Consider the following 20,470-nt stretch of genomic DNA (forward strand, 5'->3'; position numbering starts at 1 on the left):
TGAGGACCCCATGGCACGCAGACGCAAAGGCAGAGACATTTCCGGGTGGCTGATCGTGGACAAACCGGCGGGGCTCACGTCTACCGCAGTTGTGAACAAGGTCCGTTGGGCGCTGGATGCCAAAAAGGCAGGTCATGCGGGGACCTTGGATCCTGACGCGACAGGCGTTTTGGCCGTTGCCCTTGGCGAAGCCACCAAAACGGTGCCCTACGTCACCGATGCTTTGAAGGCTTATGAGTTCACCATCCGACTGGGACAGGCCACGAATACCGATGATGCCGAAGGGGAAGTGATTGCCGAAAGCGCGCAACGCCCGGATGATCAGGACATCAAGGAGGCGCTTGGCGCTTTCATAGGCGATATCGAACAGGTGCCCCCGCAGTTTTCCGCCGTAAAGATAGACGGCGAGCGCGCTTACAAACGGGCCCGCGACGGCGAAACGATGGAGATAGCTGCCCGCCCGCTCTACGTAGAGAGCCTGTTGCTCATTGATCGACCGGACGCGGATCATGTGACGTTAGAGCTGGTTTGCGGCAAGGGGGGTTACGTACGTTCGATCGCGCGCGACCTGGGTAATGCGCTGGGGTGCTTTGGCCACGTAAGAGAGTTGCGCCGGATCTGGTCGGGCCCCTGGGACGCCGAAGACGGGCTATCGCTTGAGCAAGTCGACGACATGGCACGCAGTCCAGCGCTTGACGCACATCTGCACCCTCTTGAGGAAGCTTTGACGTCCTTGCCTGAGGTCAAGGCCACGCCGGAGGGCGTCACACGCCTGCGCAACGGTAATCCCGGCATGGTTCTGACAACGGATGTCGAATATGGCGATGAGTGCTGGGCGTCCTATGAAGGACGTGCCGTGGCGGTCGGGCGCTTCAAGTCCGGCGAGCTGCATCCAAGCCGCGTAATCAATATAGAGAACTGATTGGTTCCAAATATTTCAATTTGTCGCATTCCTCGCGCGGATGTCACCAAAACCATTGAATTGTTTCAGAATTTATTACGAAACATCACAGCTGGGTAAGCCCTGCGTGAGGCCTCTCCAAAGGGTCGGGATTTATCGCCATATCGGGGTCAGACGCATGAACCCTTTCCCAACGCGGAGCTCTGATATGAAACGCACTGTCCTTACCCTCCTGACCGCCGGCGCATTTGCCACAATCGCCTTCGACACCTTTGGTCAAGCGCTCAGCCCCCTCTTTGGCTACGCAAAGCTGGCCCCTGTCGGTCTTGCAGGTGCCACGCTCAAGTCTGTCTTTGGAGCGGCCCCTTCCGGCGCGGCCTATCTGTTGCACACGGTCACCGGCCTGCTGTTCTACGTGATCGGATATTTTGCCATCGCTCGCCCCGTTCAACGCGCTGTTCTTCCCCAGTTGCACTGGAGCATCACCGCGACCGTATATGGCGTCGCTCTCTGGGCTTTTGCCCTTTACGGCATGGCGCATCTGGTGGCAGGCATGAAACCTTTCCTTGGTTTCACCGGCATCACCTGGGTTGCTCTCTGGGGTCACATCGTTTACGCGCTGGTGGCTGCAGCCGTTCTTGAATTGCGCGGTGAAGTGCTTGATCTGCCACGCAAACGCGAAGTTGCTATCGGCTAAAACACACCCGAAGTAAGAATGAGGCCGCCGTTGCCTAGGGCGGCCTTGTTCTATTTGAAGCGTGCTGGCATGACACGGCCATGAAGGTCAGAACGCATCAGGACAATAACATTTGGTCGGAAGCCGCCTACTCGGATTGCGGCAACTACAGATACCGGTTGACGCGGGTCTGGGACGAGACACGGCCCAAAGTGAACTTTATCATGCTGAATCCATCGAAAGCCGACGAGATTCGCAATGACCCAACCGTCGAACGCTGTCAGAGACGCGCCGAGCATCTGGGTTTCGGAGCTTTTCGTGTCACGAATATTTTTGCCTGGCGAGACACGGATCCAACAGCAATGCGCCGCGCGAAGGAACCGATTGGCCCTTTGAACGACGCGGTATTGCGCGCTTCCGCGTTATGGGCTGATCAGGTGATTGTCGCCTGGGGCGTTCATGGCGCGCACCAAGAAAGGGGTAATTCTGTTGCCGATTTACTATCGGGATTGGACAAACCGCTTTACCATCTGGGCCTGTCAAAGGAGGGGCACCCAAGACACCCCCTTTATCTCGCCTATTCAAAACTCCCTGAAATCTGGGCGAGATCGGACCAGCGTTAACCGATTGGTTAGAATTTCGGCCTAACAACAGGCGATCGCTTGTGAGGGTGAAAAGACCAATTCACATGCGAACGGGTAAATACGTTAACGAGGGTTTCGTCATGTTGTGGTTGGCCGGTTTGGTAGGTCTGGCAGGGGTAGGAGCGGCATCGTTTGTCGCAATCCAGCCGGGAGAGATCGATGAAGATCAAGACGACGATGCCCTTGAAGACACTGAAATCACGTTGGAAACCGGCGATTTGCTGACACAGTTCGACACATTGGATATTTCCCACATCTCCGGTGACGCATCCGCGGATGTGATCGCTGGCACCGAGCAAACGGACTACATTGAAGGCGGTGACGGCAATGATCAACTGGGGGGCAGCGCAGGCTCGGACCTGATTTTCGGCGGGCTCGGCAGTGATGTTCTCAACGGTATCGTAGATGATCCCGATACTGTCGGAATCATGGACACCGACGAAGGTGACTACCTCAATGGGGGCAGTGGTGACGATATCCTCATTCTTGGAGAAGACGACATTGCTGCGAGCGGCGAAGGCAATGATGACTTCTTGCTTGGGGATTGGATCACGCAAGGCAACGGCGCGGAGATTCTGGACTATGAGCCAGAGCACGATAGCCTCATGCTGGTGTGGGATGATACCAGTATCAGCGCCGACGAACCGGATGTCACGGTTGACCCGGATCCCGACGACCCGGAAGTCATGCACATATCGATGAATGGTGTCAGTGTTGCTGAAATTTACGGCGACACCGAATTGAGTGTGGCTGACCTGACACTCATCCCCTTGAGCTCTGCAGAAGCGATCGGGCTGGAGCCCGCTTAATTCAAAGAGGTCCGGCCTCTTCTATTCCGACATCAGCAAGGATGATTCTCCGTTTGCCATTTCCGGCAAACGCGCCTATACGCGCATCGCCGAAGGGAATCTCCCCAAAGCTACTTCTCCACGGGCCTACGCTGGACGACATCCCGGCTTGTGCCATTCCCGTAACTCTTTTGAAAAAGGAGACCCCGATGTCGATTACTGCTGAAGAAAAAGTACGCGTCATGAAGGAATTCGCCACCAAAGAAGGCGACACCGGTTCGCCTGAGGTGCAAGTCGCCATTCTGTCGTCGCGCATTGCGACCCTGACCGAGCACTTCAAAACACACAAGAAAGACAACCACGGCCGCCGCGGTCTTCTCAAGATGGTGGCCACGCGCCGCAAACTTCTTGATTACACCAAAGCCAAAGATGAAGCCCGGTATCAGGACCTCATCAAACGCCTTGGTCTTCGCAGATAACGATCTGTTATCAGATCATCCGGGTGCCTGCCGTTTTTAGAAAACTGCATCATCTGCCCGGAAAACCCATAAAACCACGCCCGCATCGGCGTGGTTTTTCTTTGTGTGGCGCCCCCCTTTACCTCCCCATAAGGTCCATTAGGTTGCGCGCATGCTGACTTTTGCTGCTGCTGTCTTTTTCCTCATGGCAACACCCGGGCCCGGTGTTCTTTCGACGGCCGGCGTGGGCGCTGCGTTTGGCGCGCGCGCCGGTTCCAGATACGTGACCGGTCTTTTCATTGGCACCAACCTGGTCTGCCTTGCCATCGTAAGCGGTTTGACAGCCGCCATTTTGGCAGATGACCGACTGCGTACAATCCTCTTTATCGCTTCAGTCGCCTACCTCTCCTACTTGGCCTGTCGCATCGCATTTGCCGGCACCAAGATCGCCTTTATAGAACGTGCCAGCCCGCCCGGGATCATCGGTGGCATCATGTTGCAAGCCATCAATCCAAAAGCCTATGCGGTAAACACCACGCTATTTACAGGTTTCGGTTTCTGGCCTCAAAACCTTGTCTTCGAGATCGCGCTGAAATTTCTGATCGTAAATGCCATCTGGATTCCGATCCATTTCAGTTGGCTCTGGCTTGGCATTGCCTTGCGCAAGATGGACCTGCCTGCAAAAAGCCAGCGCGCTATCAACGTTGCGATGGCTCTCTCAATGATGGCCGTCGTAGTGCTGGCTACACTCGCTCAGGTCTAACGCGATTGGACAACATCGCACTGACACCTTAGACCATCGGAAACGTTGAACCAGCGCAGACCTGAACACCTATGCCCGTCCTATTCCAAATCATGTTTGGCAGTGCTGTGCTTCTCGTCTGCTCGTTGCTGCATATCCTGATCATTGCGCGTCTTGTACGGTATCTGCGCAACCATGATCACTTTGCAGAACATCGAAATACGCGGCATCAGATTCTGACGGTCTGCGCTCTTTTCCTTGTGCTGCTCTTCTCGCACACCCTTCAAATCTATATCAGCGCATTTTCTCTGTGGGCCGCTGGCGCGTTGCCTGGATATGAAGCGCCAATCTACTACGCCTTGGTCACCTACACGACAGTGGGTTACGGCGACGTGGTTCTCGATCCCGGTTTTCGGATTGCTGGTGCGATGGTTTCAGTCACCGGTATATTGATGTTCGGCATGACAACAGCCTTTGTTGTCGGTCTGTTTTCACGAATCCTGGGTGAAAATGCCCCCTGATCGATAGCACCATGGCGCGAGGATCAGTTTCAGAAAGTTGTACCAACAGTTCGGAAACGGAAACCTTCTGCACGGATTTCTGTAAACGGCATTTCTGCACGCTGTACCGCTGTGATTGCTGGCATGAATTGGTTTGCCTGAAGCGCACGGCGTCCCTTTCCAATACTCTATTTCTCGTGTACGTACCCGCAATCTGAAAGCCGGCGCCCGGACCTCAGCGCCGCCAAAAGAAGATACCGGGGTCAGGGGGAATACGCCCCCTATGCAAATGGCCAATGGGCCAACTTGAGGAACCTAGATGTTCAACGAAACGAAAAAGTCGATGCAGTGGGGCGAAGAGACGCTCACACTGGAAACTGGAAAAGTGGCCCGTCAAGCGGATGGGTCGGTGATTGCAACGCTGGGCGAAACCAGCGTCATGGCAAACGTCACCTTTGCCAAGAAACAAAAGCCGGGTCAGGATTTCTTTCCGCTGACCGTGCATTATCAGGAAAAATACTACGCCGCCGGCAAAGTGCCTGGCGGTTTTTTCAAGCGTGAAGCGCGCCCAACTGAAAAAGAAACGCTGACCGCACGCCTGATCGACCGTCCGATCCGCCCGCTGTTCGTACCCGGCTTCAAAAACGAAGTGCTGGTAATGTGCACCGTGCTTTCCCACGATCTGGTCAATGATCCCGATATGGTTGCGATGATCGCGGCCTCCGCCGCGCTGACGATTTCCGGCGCGCCCTTCATGGGCCCGATTGCCGGTGCCCGCATCGGTTTCGAGGATGGCGAATACGTTCTGAACCCGACCGTCGATGACATGCAGGACCTGCGTCTGAACCCGGAACAACGTCTGGATCTGGTTGTCGCTGGCACCAAAGACGCTGTGATGATGGTCGAATCCGAAGCTTACGAGCTGACCGAAGAGGAAATGCTGGGTGCGGTGAAATTCGCACATGAACAAATCCAACCGGTGATCGACCTGATCATCAGCCTGGCAGAAGAAGCGGCCAAAGAGCCCTTCGACTATCAGCCTGCGGATTATTCCGAGCTGTCTGCGGCCATCGCCGCCGCTGGCGAGGCAGACATGCGCGCGGCTTTCGCGATCTCCGACAAGCAGGAACGCACCACCGCCGTGGCCGCCGCCCGCGAGAAGATCATGGCAGCGTTGAGCGAAGAGCAGGCAGAGGACCCGAACCTTGGCTCTGCAATGAAAGGCCTTGAAGCCTCGATCCTGCGCGGCGACGTGGTGAAAACCGGCAAGCGGATCGACGGACGGAAAACCGACGAAATCCGTGACATCGTCTGTGAAACCGGCCTGCTGCCGCGGACACACGGTTCGGCGCTCTTCACCCGCGGTGAAACGCAGGGTCTGGTCGTGACCACGCTGGGCACCGGCGACGACGAACAATTCATCGATGCGCTGCACGGTAACTTCAAATCCAACTTCCTGCTGCACTACAACTTCCCACCCTATTCGGTTGGTGAAGCGGGCCGCGTGGGCCCTCCCGGACGTCGCGAAATCGGTCACGGCAAACTAGCGTGGCGCGCGTTGCAGGCGGTTCTGCCTGCCGCGACAGACTTCCCCTACACCGTCCGCGTGGTCTCCGAGATCACCGAATCCAACGGCTCGTCTTCGATGGCGTCGGTCTGCGGTGGATCGCTGTCGATGATGGACGCAGGTGTACCGCTGAAGAACGCGGTGGCCGGTGTGGCCATGGGTCTGATCCTGGAAGAGGACGGTTCTTACGCGATCCTGTCCGATATTCTGGGCGATGAAGATCACTTGGGCGACATGGACTTCAAAGTCGCAGGCACCGAGAACGGCATCACCTCATTGCAGATGGACATCAAGGTCGCGGGCATCACGCCCGAGATCATGGAAAAAGCGCTGGCTCAAGCCAAAGACGGCCGGATGCATATCCTGGGTGAAATGGCGAAGTCCATCACCGGTGCAGCGGACTTCTCCGTCCACGCACCCCGTATCGAGACGATGCAGATTCCAACGGATAAAATCCGCGAAGTCATCGGCTCCGGCGGCAAGGTCATCCGCGAAATCGTGGAAGTCTCGGGCGCAAAAGTGGACATCAACGACGAAGGCACCATCAAGATCGCGTCTCCGAACGGCGATTCGATCAAGAAAGCCTACGACATGATCCACTCCATCGTAGCCGAACCCGAAGAAGGCATGGTCTACACTGGCACCGTCGTGAAGATCGTCGACTTTGGTGCTTTCGTGAACTTCTTCGGCAAGCGCGACGGCCTCGTGCATGTCTCCCAGATCGAGAACCGCCGACTGAACCACCCATCGGATGTTCTCAAGGAAGGTCAGGAAGTTAAAGTCAAACTTCTGGGCTTTGATGACCGCGGCAAGGTGCGCCTCTCGATGAAAGTTGTCGATCAGGAAACTGGCCAAGAGATCAAAAAAGAGGAAGCGACAGCAGACGAGTAATCACTGCTTGATCTTCGAACACTCAATTACCCCGGCCATCGCGCCGGGGTTTTTTTGACGTAGCGTCCTGATAAATTGCCGCAGGGTCATCCTGTGCAGCCACCGAAACAGTGCTAATTTCTCCCAAATAGGCTTGGGAGGGCCAGTTATGAAGACAACAGCTATTGCAACGACAATCGCGCTCGGCCTGGCGACAACGGCGCAGGCCAGCACATTGGCAGACACTTTCACCAGCTACTATGCGTTTGGCGACAGCCTCTCGGATGATGGGAAAGCGGGTCCGGGATTTTTATCTGCACCCAGCCTGGACGGGCGATTTTCAAACGGGAAAGTCTGGACAGAGTTCCTGGCAGACGATTTCGAAGCCGCTGGCAAGAACACTCAGAATTACGCGATTGGCGGAGCAACTGCCGGTCCGGTAGCCGCGCCTCGGACACCGATTTCCACATTTGCAGGTCAGATTCAGGCATTTTCCGCGAATCTTTTTCTGGACGTGCCCGTGCCGCCATTTTTCGACGCTATTGAGCCGGGAAATAACCCCCTTGTGTCCGTATGGTTTGGTGCAAACGATCTGTTCAACACGCTTGCGGGTGATACCCGTCTGGAGGACGCTCGGAATGCCGCAAACCTGCTGACCCAACAGGTCGAGGGCATTGCCACATCCACGCGCGGACTGTTCGACGATTTCATCATTCCCAATTTGCCCGATCTTGGACTTACACCCTCATATGCTGTATTCGACACCGACGATCAGCAGAACGCCACCGACGCAACATTCGCGTTCAACAATCAGCTTCAAAGCAACATCGCTGACCTGCAAAATGCCGGGTTGAACATCTACACGGTCGATACGTTCGCACTGTTTAACGATGCTCTGAATGATCCTCTTGGCCCGGAAGGTATCTATGATTTTACTAATGTCACCTTGCCCTGCACGATCAGCTTCGCAAATGATCTTGGGCCAAACTGCGTTACCGACGGTGGGTTAACCCTGGAACAGGTGGACAGTTTCCTCTTTGCTGACGCGGTCCATCCGACATCCGCCACGCATCGCATTCTGGCGTCGGAAGCGCGGGCTGCTGTCGTACCGGTTCCAGCCTCCGCGCTATTGTTCCTCACAGCCTTTGGCACAATCGGCGTTATGGCGCGTCGCCGTCGCCCTATCTAAAGCGACTGTAAGCACAAACGGGGAAGCCTCAGCGATCGCTGGGGCTTTTTTGTTTTACCTGCGCCAGCTATTGTCACAAAAAATCCCAACTGAGCGGAAAAATGAAAATATCAGCTTCGGATCAGCGATTATTGCGGGAAATTCAACGCGATTCGGGGCTGTCGCTGGCACAACTCGCCGAGCGGTGCAGCATGGCGCAAAGCACCGTCTGGCGCAGATTGCAGGAATTCGAAAGTGCAAAACTCATCCGTGCGCGGGTGGCTTTGCTGGACCCCAATCAGCTTGGTTGCAAATTGAGTGTTCTGGCCGCGATCACACTCACCGACCACTCCGAAAAGACGGTTTCCGGGTTCGCCAGTCTGATCGAAGGCCACCCCGAAATCGTCGAATGCTATGCGACTTCCGGAAAGGCTGACTACCAATTGAAGATTCGCGTGGCAGATGTCGAAGCCTATGAGAGCTTCATGACCCATACACTCCTGCGCAACGCGATTGTTCGCGAAGTGCATTCAAGCTTTGTTTTGAAAGAGCTTAAATCGACAACCGAATTGCCACTTTGAGGCGGCGCAATACACGCCGCCCCAAGGTCAGGTTATTGGGGTGCTTTCGTGGTCCGCAGGTAGGGCAAGATCTTGTTGAACTCACCAAATTTTGCTTTTGCGTCCTCATCTGACACGGTTGCAGGGATGATCACATCATCTCCGACATTCCAGTTAGCAGGCGTTGCAACGCCTTTGCCGATGGACATTTGCAGTCCGTCCAATGCCCGCAGGACCTCGGCAAAGTTCCGACCCACGGTCATCGGGTATGTCATCGACAGCTTCAATTGCTTGTCGGGCCCAATGATGAAAACCGACCGCACCGTCGCACTGTCTGCGGGCGTGCGACCATCGGGCAAATATGCCTCGGCTGGCAGCATGTCAAAAGCCTTGGAAACCTCAAGGCCATCGTCAGCGATGATCGGGAAGCCAGCTTTTGCGCCGCCGAAGGTTTCAATGTCACCTTTCCACTTCTTGTGATCTTCGACGCCGTCGACCGAAACACCGATGACTTTGGTGCCTCGCTTTTCCCATTCGTCTGCCAGCTGCGCCACAGCCCCAAACTCGGTTGTGCATACCGGCGTGAAATCTTTGGGGTGAGAAAACAAAATCGCCCAGCTGTCGCCAATCCAGTCGTGCAATTGAATTGTGCCTTGGTCTGTTTCGACCGTCAAATTCGGAACGGTGTCGTTGATGCGCAAGCCCATGGTGTCCTCCGGTGCAATGCTAACAGTATCTAATGTTCGTTAACCTAATACGTTCGCGCGCGTCTTTCATCCCCTCTCTTGCAGAGGATCAAACCCAGTGACAGAGTGCCGCGAATCCACGCTACACCGCACCCCGCGGTCCCAAAGGAAAAAGGAGAGAGCCCATGTTGGAAAAACGTGATTTCTACATCAACGGTCAATGGGTCGCCCCCGCAACTGCAAATGATTTTGCTGTGATCGATCCGTCGACCGAAGAACAATGCGCTGTGATTTCTCTGGGCGATCAGGCGGACACGGATGCCGCAGTCGCTGCTGCGCGCGCGGCTTTTGACAGCTGGTCCCGGACGAGCAAGGAAGAACGCACGGGTTTGATGCGGCGTTTGCTTGAAATCTACAACGCGCGTTCCGATGAAATGGCCCGAGCCATGTCGATGGAGATGGGCGCGCCGATGGAACTCAGCCGCAACCAGCAGGTGGGCGCGGGCAGCTGGCATCTGGATGGATTTCTCAAGGCCTTCGAAGACTTCAGCTTCGAGCGCGATTTCACATCGACGGAAAAGACCTTGCTGGAACCGATTGGCGTTTGCGCGTTGATCACACCCTGGAACTGGCCCATGAACCAGATCATCCTCAAGGCCGTTCCGGCGATGGCGACGGGCTGCACCATGGTCCTCAAACCCTCGGAAATCGCACCTTTGTCCGGCCTGCTGTTTGCCGAATTCGTGCATGAAGCTGGCTTTCCTGCCGGTGTTTTCAATATGGTCAATGGCGACGGCGCGGGTGTTGGCAGCCAGCTATCCGCACACCCGGAGGTCGATATGGTGAGCTTTACCGGCTCAACCCGCGCTGGTATCGCCATTTCAAAAGCCGCAGCAGACACGCTCAAACGCGTCAGCCTTGAGTTGGGTGGAAAGGGCGCCAACATCATTTTTGAGGATGCGCACCCTAAAGCGGCGAAATCCGGCGCGGTGCGCTGTTTCCGGAATACCGGTCAATCCTGCAACGCACCCACCCGGATGCTTGTGCATAAATCACGCTATGACGAGGCTGTCGAAATGGCGGCGGAAACGGCCATGGGCACACATGTCGGCCCGGCATCCGAAGAAGGTAAACACATCGGCCCGGTTGTCTCAAAGGCGCAATTCGACAAGATTCAGAAGCTCATCGAGGTTGGTATGGGTGAAGCGCGCCTCGTGGCGGGCGGCCTGGGTCGCCCGGACGGACTCAATCGCGGCTACTACGTCAAACCGACAGTCTTTGCGGATGTCACCAACGAAATGACAATCGCCCGCGAAGAGATTTTTGGCCCGGTTTTATCAATCATCCCGTTCGAGAGCGAAGAAGAAGCAATCGCGATTGCCAACGATACGCCTTACGGCCTGACCAACTACATCCAGACCGAAGATGATGAAAAACGCCGCCGCGTCGCAAGACGTCTGCGTTCTGGAATGGTCGAAACCAACGGGAAGGGCTTTGCACAAGGATCACCCTTTGGTGGATACAAACAATCAGGAAACGGCCGTGAAGGCGGGACTTATGGATTGGAGGAATTTCTCGAAGTCAAAGCGGTCTCTGGCTGGGCGGCCGAATAGGAGGACACTTCTGCGGGAATTGCGACCGCAGAGCCTCAAAGAAAACGCCGCGGTTTCTGCCGCGGCGGTTTCATTTGCCAATACCGATGTGATCAGGCGTTCCCCTTACGGGCTCGGTCGATCGACTATTGGTGATCTCGTCTGGCGCGTGGTTACGCAGAACCGATCACTGTTCCAGATGCGGGTTCGGGCGTCCCCATGACTGGCGAACCCTGATGAACTTCGCGTTCACCAAAGGAGGCCGCCATGATGACAGCGTCAAAAGACCTATGCAGGTACGGGTTCGTGGATCGCTTCGCGCATCTGGATGAAGTGTTTGTCCCAGCCGTTGTCGAGTGCCAGCACAAGGTCGAAAGCTTCTGCGGCGGCTGGCAAGCCAGAATGCTCCAGCGACAGTTGAGTACCTCCTGCGACTTCCGCCAAGGTCCATTTGACGAGGCTCACCGCATCGCCCATCGGCTTTACCGTAAATGTGTATTCCAGATATTCGGGCGCGCGCGCTTCCTTGACCTCACCCCAAATAAGTAGGTCACCAGAGGTGGTGCCAAACATCTCCAGTTTTTGACCTTTCTCAAGCGTTTTCTGTGGCGCATGAAACCATTGGGCCAGCTTTTCCGGTTCGGTCAGAAATGCCCAGACCTCGGAACGTGATGCTTTGAGATAAATCGTTTTGCGCAATGTCGGTTGGGTCATTTCTTGTCCTTTTCAATGATGGTTTTGAGCGTTGAGAGGCGGTCGTCCCAGAATATGTCGAAGAACTTCAGCCAATCGACGATCGGCTCGATGCCTTTGGGGTTAAGCGTGTTGATGCGTTCGCGCCCGCTTGCACGGACGGAAATGAGCCCACCGTCCGATAGCACCGTGAGGTGCTTTTTGACGGCGGCACGCGTCATGTCGAAATTTTCCGCAACTTCGGCAATTGTCAGATCACGGTGCCGCAGCAGGACGAGAATATCGCGCCGCGTCGGATCGGCCAGAGCCCGAAAAGTGGATTGTACCGGAGCCATGTATCCTCCTTTATGATACCGATTGGTATCTCTTTTATGAAACCATATGGTATCATGTCAAGTGGCAAGATTGAGAGTCCAGATGATACGCAGCTTCAGAAAGGAAGAGGGGCGCGGACTTTCATGGAGCGACCGCCCTGCGGGTGATTGAATCGCAGTTCCTGGCTGTGCAGCATCAAGCGGTCGAACTCCCGAGCCGGACCGGTCGCGTAAAAGGGATCGCCCAAAATGGGGTGACCAAGGCTGAGCATGTGAACGCGCAACTGGTGACTGCGCCCGGTATGCGGCTGCAGACGCACCCGCGCAGTGGTCCGCTCGTCCTTCAAAACGCGCCAATCTGTTTGGGCGGGTTTACCTGTCTCATGGCAAACCTTCTGTATTGGACGATTGGGCCAGTCGACAATCAGGGGCAGATCGACCGTACCGGACTTTTCGCCCGGCACACCCCACACACGCGCCACATAGGTCTTTTTTGTCATTCGCTTTTCGAACTGAAGACCGAGATGACGTTGGGCATAAGGGGTCAATGCGAAAATCATGACCCCCGACGTATCGCGATCCAATCGGTGCACCAACAAAGCATCCGGGAAAGCCGCTTGAACACGTGACAGCAGACAGTCGGCCAGATGTGGCCCCTTGCCGGGCACAGACAAGAGGCCCGCCGGTTTGTCGACCAGCAAGACTTCGGCATCTTCGTGCAAGATCGCAAGCGGGCCTTGCGGTGGCATGTAATCGGAGGACATGGGGTCTGCTCGCAGAACCCACGCCGATGTTCAACCCCTTGCCAGATACGGGAACGCTATTTGCGGCCCGCCAGAAACGCATGGGTTCACCGCTAGGCTTTCACCCGCTCGGACTTAGGATCATACATGGGTCTGAGGGAGGCTTCTGCGGCAACTCTTGTGCCGGCAACGTCGATCTCATAACGCGATGCCAGCACTTCGGCGGCGGTCTCTCCAGCGCAGGGCACATAGCCAAGGCCCATGGCACCGCCCAAGGTATGCCCATAAGACCCAGACGACAGGTAACCCACGATCTCGCCGTCCCGGATCACCGGTTCATTGTGATAGAGCAGCGGTTCCGGATCCGTCAGACGGAACTGGAGCAACCGGCTCGACAACCCTTCTTCTTTCTTGCGCAACACCGCATCGCGACCGATGAAATCCGGCTTGTCCGTTTTCACGGCGAAACCCAGCCCCGCTTCCAGCACGTGGTCTTCGCAAGTGATGTCATGCCCAAAGTGCCGAAAACCCTTCTCGATCCGTGCACAATCCATCATGTGCATGCCACAGAGTTTCAGGTCCATCTCCTGCCCTGCCGCGTGCAGGGTTTCGAAGGCATGAGCCGCCATATCGCTGCTGACATAGATTTCCCAGCCAAGTTCGCCGACGTAGGTCACCCGGTGCACCCGCGCTTGCCCCATGCCAAGTTCGATGTCCTGTGCGGTACCGAAAGGATTGACGTCATTGGAAAAATCATTGGGCGAAACCGCCTGCAAGAGCTTACGTGCATTGGGTCCCATCACGGCCAGAACACCTTCGCCCGCCGTCACGTCCGTGATCACCACGTTGAAATCGCCGACATGGCGCATCATCCAGGTTTGATCCGCCAGACGTGTTGCTGCGGGCGTCACGACCAGAAAGGCCGTCTCACTCAGGCGGGTGACGGTCACATCCGCCTCAATACCGCCGCGATGGTTCAGAAACTGCGTATAGACGATTTTGCCGACCGGCACATCGTATTGACCGCCGCCAACGTAATTCATGAAAGCGGTTGCGTCGCGTCCTTCCACACGGATTTTGCCGAAGGACGACATATCGTACATGCCGACATTGTTCCGGATGGCCGCCACTTCGCGGGCAACGTTGTCAAAGAAGTTCTGCCGTTTCCAGCTGTAGCTGTAGGCCGCATCCTGACCCGGATCGGCGAACCAGTTTGCCCGTTCCCATCCTGCCAGCTCCCCCATGACAGCGCCTTTATCAAGAAGGTGCTGGTGAAACGGCGTCCGGCGCACGCCGCGCGCTGTCTCCTTCTGCCGGAACGGGAAGTGATCGGCATAAAGCAGGCCAAGCGTTTCTTTCGAACGTTCAAAGAGGTAGGTCTTGTTGCCTTGAAAGGGTTGCATGCGGGAAATATCCACATCACCCAGATCAAAGGGTTTTTCGCCATCCTGCATCCACTGCGCCAGGGCCATACCTGCCCCGCCAGCTGACTGAATACCAATGGAATTGAACCCGGCCGCCACCCAGAAATTATCCAGCTCTGGCGCCAGACCCAGATGGTAGGCGTCGTCAGGTGTGAAACTCTCCGGCCCGTTGAAAAACGTATGAATGCCAGCCTCGGCCAACATCGGCAAACGCTCCACCGCCGCCTCAAGGATAGGCTCGAAATGGTCGAAATCCTCGGGCAGTTGATCGAATTCAAAATCCGCCGGAATACCATTCATCGCCCAGGGTTTGGCATTGGGCTCAAAGGCGCCCAGCAGCATTTTACCCGCATCTTCCTTGTAGTAGGCGCATTCATCCGGCACGCGCAGAACCGGCAATTGAGTCAGGCCCGGAATAGCCTCCGTCACGATGTAGAAATGCTCACAAGCATGCAGCGGCACGTTCACACCCGCCATGCGGCCTACTTCATGACCCCACATCCCACCGCAGTTCACAACCATGTCTGCCTGGATGAAACCGCTCTCACCACCCTGTTCCCAATCGACACCCGTTACACGACGCCCCTCGCGGCGAATGGCTGTCACGCGCGTGCGCTCGATCACCTGTGCGCCACCCTGACGCGCACCCTTGGCCAAAGCCAGCGCGATGTTTGCCGGATCGCCCTGCCCGTCCTTGTCCAGATAAACCGCGCCGGTGACACCCTCGATGTTCAGATGCTCATATCGGGATTTCACCTCTTGCGCTGAAATCTCTTCAACATCCACGCCAAAAGCGCGCGCCATGGCCGCTTGTCGCAAAATTTCCTCGCGCCGCTCATCCGTCAGCGCGACGGTGATGGATCCGCACCGTTTGAAGCCCGTGGCCACGCCGGTCTCTTCTTCAAGATTGCCGTAGAGTTCCTGAGAATATTTCGCCAGTTTGGTCATATTGGCGGTTGCCCGAAGCTGCGCGATCAACCCGGCGGCATGCCATGTCGTACCGGACGTCAGTTGCTTGCGCTCCAGCAGGACCACATCTTTCCAGCCCAGTTTGGTGAGGTGATAGGCGACGGAGCAGCCGATAACGCCACCCCCAATGATGACAACACGCGCGTGCGACGGAGGCAAAGCCATGAATAGTTTCCCTAGATGATTGTGTGACCGGCAGCTTGCAGCCGCCTGGCAATTTCGGCGATGTGATCAGGGCTGACTTCGCAACAGCCCCCGACAATTGTTGCGCCAAGCCCCACCCATTCCATGACGTAACCGGCATAGGCGCGCGGCCCCATGTCACGGCGGGCTTTGAGCGCGTCGACGGTTGGTTTTTCTTTTAGAAAATCCTCGGTGATGAGTTCGAACGCATTGGCATAGCCACCGAAGGGCAGGCCCAAATCAGCGATGATCGGAAGGCCCTGCGTGACTGCTTCGGGGGCAGAGCAATTGATCAACACCGCATCGGCACCACGTGCAATGTCCAACACCTCCGCCAGCGGTTCACCTGACCGCAGGCGCGTGCCGTCGGTGTCTGAGACCGTCAAGGACAACCAAACCGGTCGATCCGTCGTGCCCGCAGCTTTCAAGCCGTCGCGCGCGTGCGCAACAGAGGCCACGGTTTCCAAAATAAGAAAATCACACCGCGGCGCCAGTGTTTGCACCACCTCTCCGAACAAGGCAACGGCCACATCCGATGCGGGGTGCAGATCAGGGCGGTAGCTGGCGCGCAATGGTCCGATGGCCCCCGCGATCCTGCCGGACCCATGAGCGGCTTGGGCCGCTTTCGCTTCCGCAAGGGCTGCCGCATGCAGGCGCTCAAACTGGCCGGCAACCTCGGCGTCTTCCAGACGGTCCCGGTGGATGGCATAGGTGTTTGTGGTGGCAATCGTTGCACCCGCGGCAAAGAAATCCGCATGTACGCCCTGCACCATACCCGGATGATCCATCATCACCTGGGTCGACCATAGTGGCGTTGGCCGATCCCCTGCACGGTGGATCAGCTCCTGTCCCATACCGCCATCAAGAAGCGTGATTTGGGTCACGCCCGGATTCTTTCGTTTTCAGGGTCCCACAGCGGTTGATCCGGTTGCACGGTGGCCTTGCACCGCTTGCCGTAGATTTCCACTTCGACCTCGGTGCCCGGTTCTGTCAGGTCTTTGCGCAACATGCCGAGGGCCACAGATTTGTTGATCCGGTACCCCCAGTCACCGGAGGTGGTCTCACCCACGACATCGCCGTTATGGAAAAGCGGCGACATATAGGGCGCATCCTGTTCCGGCGCGTCAACGATCAGGGTGACAAATTGCTTTTTCGATCCCTGCTGCTTTTCGTTGAGCAGAGCCGCCTTGCCGGGGAAATCCTGTGGTTTCTCGAAGCGAATGAAACGCTCCATGCCCCCTTCGAGCAAAGAGTAATCGGTGGAAAGATCGCCTTTCCAGGTGCGGTAACCTTTCTCGATCCGCATGGAATTCAACGTGTACATGCCAAAGGGCACAGCACCCGCCTCGCGCAACGCGGCATAGGCGGCGGGGCTGTCGTCAAAAGCGGTGTGCACCTCCCAGCCGAGTTCGCCCGCAAAACTGATCCGCATGAGTTTTGCGGCTTTGCCTGCAACGGTGGCGTCCTGAAGGGTCAACCAGCCTGTCGAAAGATCGGCCCCTTCGGTAACGCCGGCCAGCATCTCGCGCGATTTCGGGCCGGTCAGCAGGAGGGTGGACCACTGCTTGGTGATATCCGTCAGGGTCAGTGATCCATCAGCAGGCAGCGCTTTTTGCAGGAACTCGAAGTCATGCCATTGCGCCACGGCAGCGGTCATCAGCCAGAAATCATCCTCCCCCCAACGGATGATGGTGACCTCGGTGACGATCTTTCCGCGACTATCGGTGAAATAACCCAGGTTCATCCGGCCCGCCTTGGGCAGCGCCCCGGCAATCTGACCGCGCAGCCATTCCGCGGCACCCTCGCCACTGAGCGTGTAGCGCGAAAATCCGACCATATCGAGCACGCCGGCGTTGTCGCGCACCGCCTCGACCTCTTCCTTGACGCGCTGTGTCCACGGTCCCTGACGGCCCCATGTGTGGGTCGCCTCTTCGGAGGTGTCGTCACCTTCCTTGGCAAACCAGTTTGCGCGCTCCCAGCCGTTATAGGCGCCCATCTGAGCACCAGCGGCGATCAACGCGTCGTGGTTCGGGGAATGCTTCTTGTCGCGCCCGGCAGGCCATTCGTGATGCGGGAAATGCATCGCGTATTCGTGGCCATAGGTTTCCAGCGCTTTCGACAGGCAATAGTCGTGATCGGCGTAATCGGTATAGCGGCGCGGATCGACGGCCCACATGTCCAACTCGGTCTCGCCATGCATGATCCATTCGCTAAGGCATTTGCCCGCACCGCCGCCCTGCGCGATCCCGAAGGTGAAGGAATGCCCTTCGAAAGCGTTTTTCACACCGGGCATCGGGCCGATCATCGGTAGACCGTCAGGCGCATATGGAATGGGCCCGTTGATGTTGCGCCCCACACCGGACGTGCCCAGAAGCGGCATCCGTTCCATCGCATCTTCGATGTAGAACTCCAACCGCTCCAGATCATCGGGATATAGCTGGAACGAGAAATCTTCGGGCATCGGATCGTCGGGGGTCACCCAATGCGCTTTGCAATTGCGCTCATAAGGCCCGAGGTTCAGACCGGTTTTTTCCTGGCGCAGATAATAGCTTATGTCCACATCGCGGATCATCGGCACCTTGCGCCCGTGCTCCTTGGTCCAGGCTTCCAGTTCCGCAATTGGTTCGGTCAGGAAGTACTGGTGGGACATGACCACCATGGGCACCGTGCGGCCACCGAATGGCTTGAACATCTCACCGACGCGCTGCGCATAATAGCCCGCACAGTTGGCGACATATTCACAGCGGATGTCACCTTTTTCCGTTTTAACGATCCACTCGTCACCATCGCGCTCAATACCAACGACCGGACAGAACCGCTCGATCCGCCCGCCCGCTTCCCGTGCGCCTTTGGCCAGAGCTTGCGTCAACTGCGCAGGGTCAATGTCGCCATCCAGCGGATCCCAGAGGCCGCCCGCCAGATCATGTGTCTCGATGAAAGGGTTATGCTCCTTCAGTTCATCGGGCGTGCAGATGTCCATTGTCAGGCCCTGATAGCGCCCCATCGAGGCGACCTTCTCGAATTCCTGCATACGTTCCTTGTTATGCGCCAGACGGATCGCGCCGGTGACATGATAGTTCATCGGATAACCGACGTCATCACCCAGCGTCCGGTACATGGATGCGGAATAGCGCTGCATGTTCATCACGGCCCAGGACCCGGCAAAGTTCGGCACGTTGCCCGCCGCATGCCAGGTCGATCCCGCCGTCAGTTCGTTTTTCTCCAGCAGAACGCAGTCTTTCCAGCCCGCTTTCGCCAGATGGTACAGGGTCGAGGTGCCGACCACCCCGCCGCCGATGATGACCACCCGGGCCGTCGTTGGAAATTCTGCCATGATCTAGGTCTCCCTTTGCGGCTCTTCGGCCGAGATTGCGTAGTAATCGCCCTTGTCGGCGGTATGGATGTGGCCGCGCAGGCGCAGCCCGGTCGGCCCGTCAATTGAGCCGGTTGAAAAACAGATGAACGGATCGTCCTCGTGATCCCAGAAGAGCGCCGAGCCGCATGTCGGACAAAATCCGCGCCGTGCTTTGTCAGAAGACTTGAACCAGCGCACCTCTCCAGCAATCTCGAGGGCTCCGTCGTCGACATAGGAGGATGCCCAGACGTGACCTGACTGTTTGCGACACTGATTACAGTGGCAGGCCGCAGGCGCGCCGGGCGTTCCCCGCGCCACATAGGTGACTGCACCGCACAGGCAGCTTCCTTTGATCACGACGCCCTCCCCGGGGTCGAGGCAGCCCCCAGCAACACCCCGTAGATCACGAAACAGGCACCCATTACCCGGCGCACCCAGACATTGAAAACCGCCCCCAAAGCAGCACGTCCGATCCCTGCCCCCAGTGCTGTAAAGCCGGTATAGCTCAGCGCCGTCAGCGTCAGCGCCGTCGGGACAATCACACCCATTTGCTGCCAGATGGGCACATCCGGCTGCACGAATTGCGAGAATGCCGCCAGATATCCCGCTATGCTCTTTGGATTGATCGTGGCGATGGCCAAAGCGCGGAAATAAATCGAGGACGCCGGGCGCGTGTCAACCTTCACGGGTTTGGCCGCATTCATCCAGCCGCGTATTCCAAGGAAGATCAAAAAAGCCGCACCAATGATCTTGGCGACGAAGAAAGCCTGTGGTGATGCCGCGATAAGTGCTGTCACGCCCAGGGCTGAGAGCAGGAGGAACAATGTTGCCTGCGTCAGAATCGCCAAAACCCCGATCATGGAGCGTTTGAAGCCGATCGTCATGCCGTTGGTAATGCAGTTGACCGCGTTGGGCCCGGGCGTCGTCACGAAGACTGCCCAGAAAACCGCGAATATGATCCAACCCTCAAAGCTCATGTCAATAAACCGGTGGCGCAATGACCCAGATCGCAACGGCCGGATCAGGGTAAGGGTTGGCCCAGCGGAAGGCCTCTCCGCGAATGCGGAAGCTGTCACCGGGATTGATTGTGTGGGTCACCCCCAGAATTTCGATATCGAGCCTGCCGGATACCAGATATCCCACTTCCTGCGTGGGTCGCGTGACGGTTTCGGTGATCTTGCTGCCCGGCTGAAACGTCGAATGCACCATCTCGAAATCATCGGTCAGATCGGGCGACAGCAACTCTTCGACCAGCCCCGCAATATTCGAGCCGATGGTGCGTCGGGCAGTTTTGCGCACAATGTATCCCGCCTCTCCGGCGGGTGACGCTGCATGGCGAAAAAGGATGGAAACGGAGACATCCAGTGCTTTGGCGATGTCACGCAGATCGGTGATGGAGGGGTCGGATTTGTCGCGCTCGACCTGGCTCAACCACCCAACCGAACGCCCCAGCCTTTCAGCGAGTTCCGAGAGCGTCATCCCACGGGTTTTGCGAAGCGCGCGCAGGTCGGCACCAAGCGTATCTGAAGGAGTGGGCAAGTCGTGGCGCATTGATGCTTCGTGAAAAAATAGATGATTTGTTCACGTTAACGATTCTTGTGAAAAAATCCAGTGAATTTTCACCGCATACCGTGGTC

At 56.9% G+C, this 20,470-nt stretch carries 21 protein-coding genes; 11 read left to right on the forward strand and 10 right to left on the reverse strand.

The features are described from left to right. The first annotated feature begins 10 nt into the window (after positions 1-10). The 10 genes from truB (at position 11) to Q0802_RS06960 (ending at position 8,895) form a co-directional block, all read left to right on the forward strand. A complete protein-coding gene (truB, locus tag Q0802_RS06915) occupies positions 11-922 on the forward strand; it encodes a tRNA pseudouridine(55) synthase TruB (protein ID WP_298915536.1) in 912 nt (303 codons plus the stop codon). A 187-nt stretch (positions 923-1,109) separates the two neighbouring features. Continuing rightward, entirely contained in the window at positions 1,110-1,598 is a 489-nt protein-coding gene (locus Q0802_RS06920; protein ID WP_298915539.1) for a hypothetical protein, read from the forward strand. An 80-nt stretch (positions 1,599-1,678) separates the two neighbouring features. Next, entirely contained in the window at positions 1,679-2,200 is a 522-nt protein-coding gene (locus tag Q0802_RS06925; RefSeq protein ID WP_298915542.1) for a DUF1643 domain-containing protein, read from the forward strand. Between the two features lie 65 nt (positions 2,201-2,265). Then, the gene (locus tag Q0802_RS06930) at positions 2,266-3,030 is read left to right on the forward strand and encodes a hypothetical protein (protein WP_298915544.1); all 765 of its coding nucleotides are present in this window, start codon (positions 2,266-2,268) and stop codon (positions 3,028-3,030) included. A gap of 188 nt (positions 3,031-3,218) precedes the next feature. Continuing rightward, the gene (gene rpsO, locus Q0802_RS06935; RefSeq protein WP_298916797.1) at positions 3,219-3,488 is read left to right on the forward strand and encodes a 30S ribosomal protein S15; all 270 of its coding nucleotides are present in this window, start codon (positions 3,219-3,221) and stop codon (positions 3,486-3,488) included. Between the two features lie 151 nt (positions 3,489-3,639). Continuing rightward, positions 3,640-4,230 carry a LysE family transporter gene (locus Q0802_RS06940; RefSeq protein ID WP_298915546.1) on the forward strand — a complete coding sequence of 197 codons (591 nt, stop codon included), beginning with the start codon at positions 3,640-3,642 and terminating at the stop codon, positions 4,228-4,230. A gap of 71 nt (positions 4,231-4,301) precedes the next feature. Continuing rightward, a complete protein-coding gene (locus tag Q0802_RS06945; RefSeq protein WP_298915549.1) occupies positions 4,302-4,730 on the forward strand; it encodes a potassium channel family protein in 429 nt (142 codons plus the stop codon). A 298-nt stretch (positions 4,731-5,028) separates the two neighbouring features. Further along, positions 5,029-7,167, forward strand: coding sequence for a polyribonucleotide nucleotidyltransferase (pnp, locus tag Q0802_RS06950; RefSeq protein WP_298915551.1), 2,139 nt, complete (start codon positions 5,029-5,031; stop codon positions 7,165-7,167). A gap of 148 nt (positions 7,168-7,315) precedes the next feature. Beyond that, positions 7,316-8,335 (forward strand): SGNH/GDSL hydrolase family protein, encoded by a 1,020-nt coding sequence (locus Q0802_RS06955; RefSeq protein ID WP_298915554.1) that lies wholly within the window; start codon positions 7,316-7,318, stop codon positions 8,333-8,335. 101 nt (positions 8,336-8,436) lie between these two features. Beyond that, a complete protein-coding gene (locus Q0802_RS06960; RefSeq protein WP_298915557.1) occupies positions 8,437-8,895 on the forward strand; it encodes an Lrp/AsnC family transcriptional regulator in 459 nt (152 codons plus the stop codon). A gap of 32 nt (positions 8,896-8,927) precedes the next feature. On the opposite strand, the gene Q0802_RS06965 is transcribed toward Q0802_RS06960, so the two are convergent. After that, complete coding sequence (locus Q0802_RS06965) at positions 8,928-9,581, reverse strand: peroxiredoxin (RefSeq protein WP_298915559.1); 654 nt, start codon at positions 9,579-9,581, stop codon at positions 8,928-8,930. Positions 9,582-9,745: 164 nt separating this feature from the next. Between Q0802_RS06965 and Q0802_RS06970 the strand changes: the two genes are divergently transcribed. Further along, complete coding sequence (locus Q0802_RS06970) at positions 9,746-11,173, forward strand: aldehyde dehydrogenase family protein (protein ID WP_298915561.1); 1,428 nt, start codon at positions 9,746-9,748, stop codon at positions 11,171-11,173. A 267-nt stretch (positions 11,174-11,440) separates the two neighbouring features. Here Q0802_RS06970 and Q0802_RS06975 read toward each other — a convergent pair whose 3' ends face one another. The 9 genes from Q0802_RS06975 to Q0802_RS07015 all read right to left on the reverse strand — a co-directional run bounded on the left by Q0802_RS06975 (position 11,441) and on the right by Q0802_RS07015 (position 20,384). Next, the gene (locus tag Q0802_RS06975) at positions 11,441-11,866 is read right to left on the reverse strand and encodes an SRPBCC domain-containing protein (RefSeq protein WP_298915563.1); all 426 of its coding nucleotides are present in this window, start codon (positions 11,864-11,866) and stop codon (positions 11,441-11,443) included. Beyond that, on the reverse strand, positions 11,863-12,180 hold the full coding sequence (locus Q0802_RS06980) for a metalloregulator ArsR/SmtB family transcription factor (protein ID WP_298915566.1): 318 nt from the start codon (positions 12,178-12,180) through the stop codon (positions 11,863-11,865). The genes Q0802_RS06975 and Q0802_RS06980 overlap by 4 nt, the downstream gene beginning before the upstream one ends. A 95-nt stretch (positions 12,181-12,275) precedes the next feature. Further along, on the reverse strand, positions 12,276-12,923 hold the full coding sequence (locus Q0802_RS06985; protein ID WP_298915568.1) for an RluA family pseudouridine synthase: 648 nt from the start codon (positions 12,921-12,923) through the stop codon (positions 12,276-12,278). A 92-nt stretch (positions 12,924-13,015) separates the two neighbouring features. Then, positions 13,016-15,460, reverse strand: a complete 2,445-nt coding sequence (locus Q0802_RS06990; protein ID WP_298915571.1) for an FAD-dependent oxidoreductase — start codon at positions 15,458-15,460, stop codon at positions 13,016-13,018. Positions 15,461-15,471: 11 nt separating this feature from the next. Next, positions 15,472-16,362, reverse strand: a complete 891-nt coding sequence (locus tag Q0802_RS06995) for a homocysteine S-methyltransferase family protein (protein WP_298915574.1) — start codon at positions 16,360-16,362, stop codon at positions 15,472-15,474. Then, positions 16,359-18,812: an FAD-dependent oxidoreductase gene (locus Q0802_RS07000; protein ID WP_298915577.1), complete on the reverse strand. Its 2,454-nt coding sequence runs from the start codon at positions 18,810-18,812 to the stop codon at positions 16,359-16,361. Before Q0802_RS07000 ends, Q0802_RS06995 begins: the two co-directional genes overlap by 4 nt. Positions 18,813-18,815: 3 nt before the next feature. Next, a complete protein-coding gene (locus Q0802_RS07005; protein ID WP_298915580.1) occupies positions 18,816-19,190 on the reverse strand; it encodes a GFA family protein in 375 nt (124 codons plus the stop codon). Then, on the reverse strand, positions 19,187-19,810 hold the full coding sequence (locus tag Q0802_RS07010) for a LysE family translocator (protein WP_298915583.1): 624 nt from the start codon (positions 19,808-19,810) through the stop codon (positions 19,187-19,189). Before Q0802_RS07010 ends, Q0802_RS07005 begins: the two co-directional genes overlap by 4 nt. 1 nt (position 19,811) lies before the next feature. Next, positions 19,812-20,384, reverse strand: coding sequence for an XRE family transcriptional regulator (locus Q0802_RS07015; RefSeq protein WP_298915586.1), 573 nt, complete (start codon positions 20,382-20,384; stop codon positions 19,812-19,814). Positions 20,385-20,470: the final 86 nt, after the last annotated feature.

The sequence above is a fragment of the uncultured Roseobacter sp. genome (genome assembly GCF_947495275.1).
GTDB lineage: Bacteria > Pseudomonadota > Alphaproteobacteria > Rhodobacterales > Rhodobacteraceae > Roseobacter.

What these genes read in the sequence shown, in the direction of transcription:
- Q0802_RS06960 (WP_298915557.1), top strand. Translation starts at nt 8,437, where the DNA reads ATGAAAATATCAGCTTCGGATCAGCGATTATTGCGGGAAATTCAACGC.
- Q0802_RS06940 (WP_298915546.1), top strand. Translation starts at nt 3,640, where the DNA reads ATGCTGACTTTTGCTGCTGCTGTCTTTTTCCTCATGGCAACACCCGGG.
- Q0802_RS06985 (WP_298915568.1), bottom strand. Translation starts at nt 12,923, where the DNA reads ATGTCCTCCGATTACATGCCACCGCAAGGCCCGCTTGCGATCTTGCAC.
- rpsO (WP_298916797.1), top strand. Translation starts at nt 3,219, where the DNA reads ATGTCGATTACTGCTGAAGAAAAAGTACGCGTCATGAAGGAATTCGCC.
- Q0802_RS06965 (WP_298915559.1), bottom strand. Translation starts at nt 9,581, where the DNA reads ATGGGCTTGCGCATCAACGACACCGTTCCGAATTTGACGGTCGAAACA.
- Q0802_RS07010 (WP_298915583.1), bottom strand. Translation starts at nt 19,810, where the DNA reads ATGAGCTTTGAGGGTTGGATCATATTCGCGGTTTTCTGGGCAGTCTTC.
- truB (WP_298915536.1), top strand. Translation starts at nt 11, where the DNA reads ATGGCACGCAGACGCAAAGGCAGAGACATTTCCGGGTGGCTGATCGTG.
- Q0802_RS06945 (WP_298915549.1), top strand. Translation starts at nt 4,302, where the DNA reads ATGCCCGTCCTATTCCAAATCATGTTTGGCAGTGCTGTGCTTCTCGTC.
- Q0802_RS06925 (WP_298915542.1), top strand. Translation starts at nt 1,679, where the DNA reads ATGAAGGTCAGAACGCATCAGGACAATAACATTTGGTCGGAAGCCGCC.
- Q0802_RS06975 (WP_298915563.1), bottom strand. Translation starts at nt 11,866, where the DNA reads ATGACCCAACCGACATTGCGCAAAACGATTTATCTCAAAGCATCACGT.
- Q0802_RS07000 (WP_298915577.1), bottom strand. Translation starts at nt 18,812, where the DNA reads ATGGCAGAATTTCCAACGACGGCCCGGGTGGTCATCATCGGCGGCGGG.
- Q0802_RS07015 (WP_298915586.1), bottom strand. Translation starts at nt 20,384, where the DNA reads ATGCGCCACGACTTGCCCACTCCTTCAGATACGCTTGGTGCCGACCTG.
- Q0802_RS06955 (WP_298915554.1), top strand. Translation starts at nt 7,316, where the DNA reads ATGAAGACAACAGCTATTGCAACGACAATCGCGCTCGGCCTGGCGACA.
- Q0802_RS06990 (WP_298915571.1), bottom strand. Translation starts at nt 15,460, where the DNA reads ATGGCTTTGCCTCCGTCGCACGCGCGTGTTGTCATCATTGGGGGTGGC.
- pnp (WP_298915551.1), top strand. Translation starts at nt 5,029, where the DNA reads ATGTTCAACGAAACGAAAAAGTCGATGCAGTGGGGCGAAGAGACGCTC.
- Q0802_RS06920 (WP_298915539.1), top strand. Translation starts at nt 1,110, where the DNA reads ATGAAACGCACTGTCCTTACCCTCCTGACCGCCGGCGCATTTGCCACA.
- Q0802_RS06930 (WP_298915544.1), top strand. Translation starts at nt 2,266, where the DNA reads ATGCGAACGGGTAAATACGTTAACGAGGGTTTCGTCATGTTGTGGTTG.
- Q0802_RS06980 (WP_298915566.1), bottom strand. Translation starts at nt 12,180, where the DNA reads ATGGCTCCGGTACAATCCACTTTTCGGGCTCTGGCCGATCCGACGCGG.
- Q0802_RS06970 (WP_298915561.1), top strand. Translation starts at nt 9,746, where the DNA reads ATGTTGGAAAAACGTGATTTCTACATCAACGGTCAATGGGTCGCCCCC.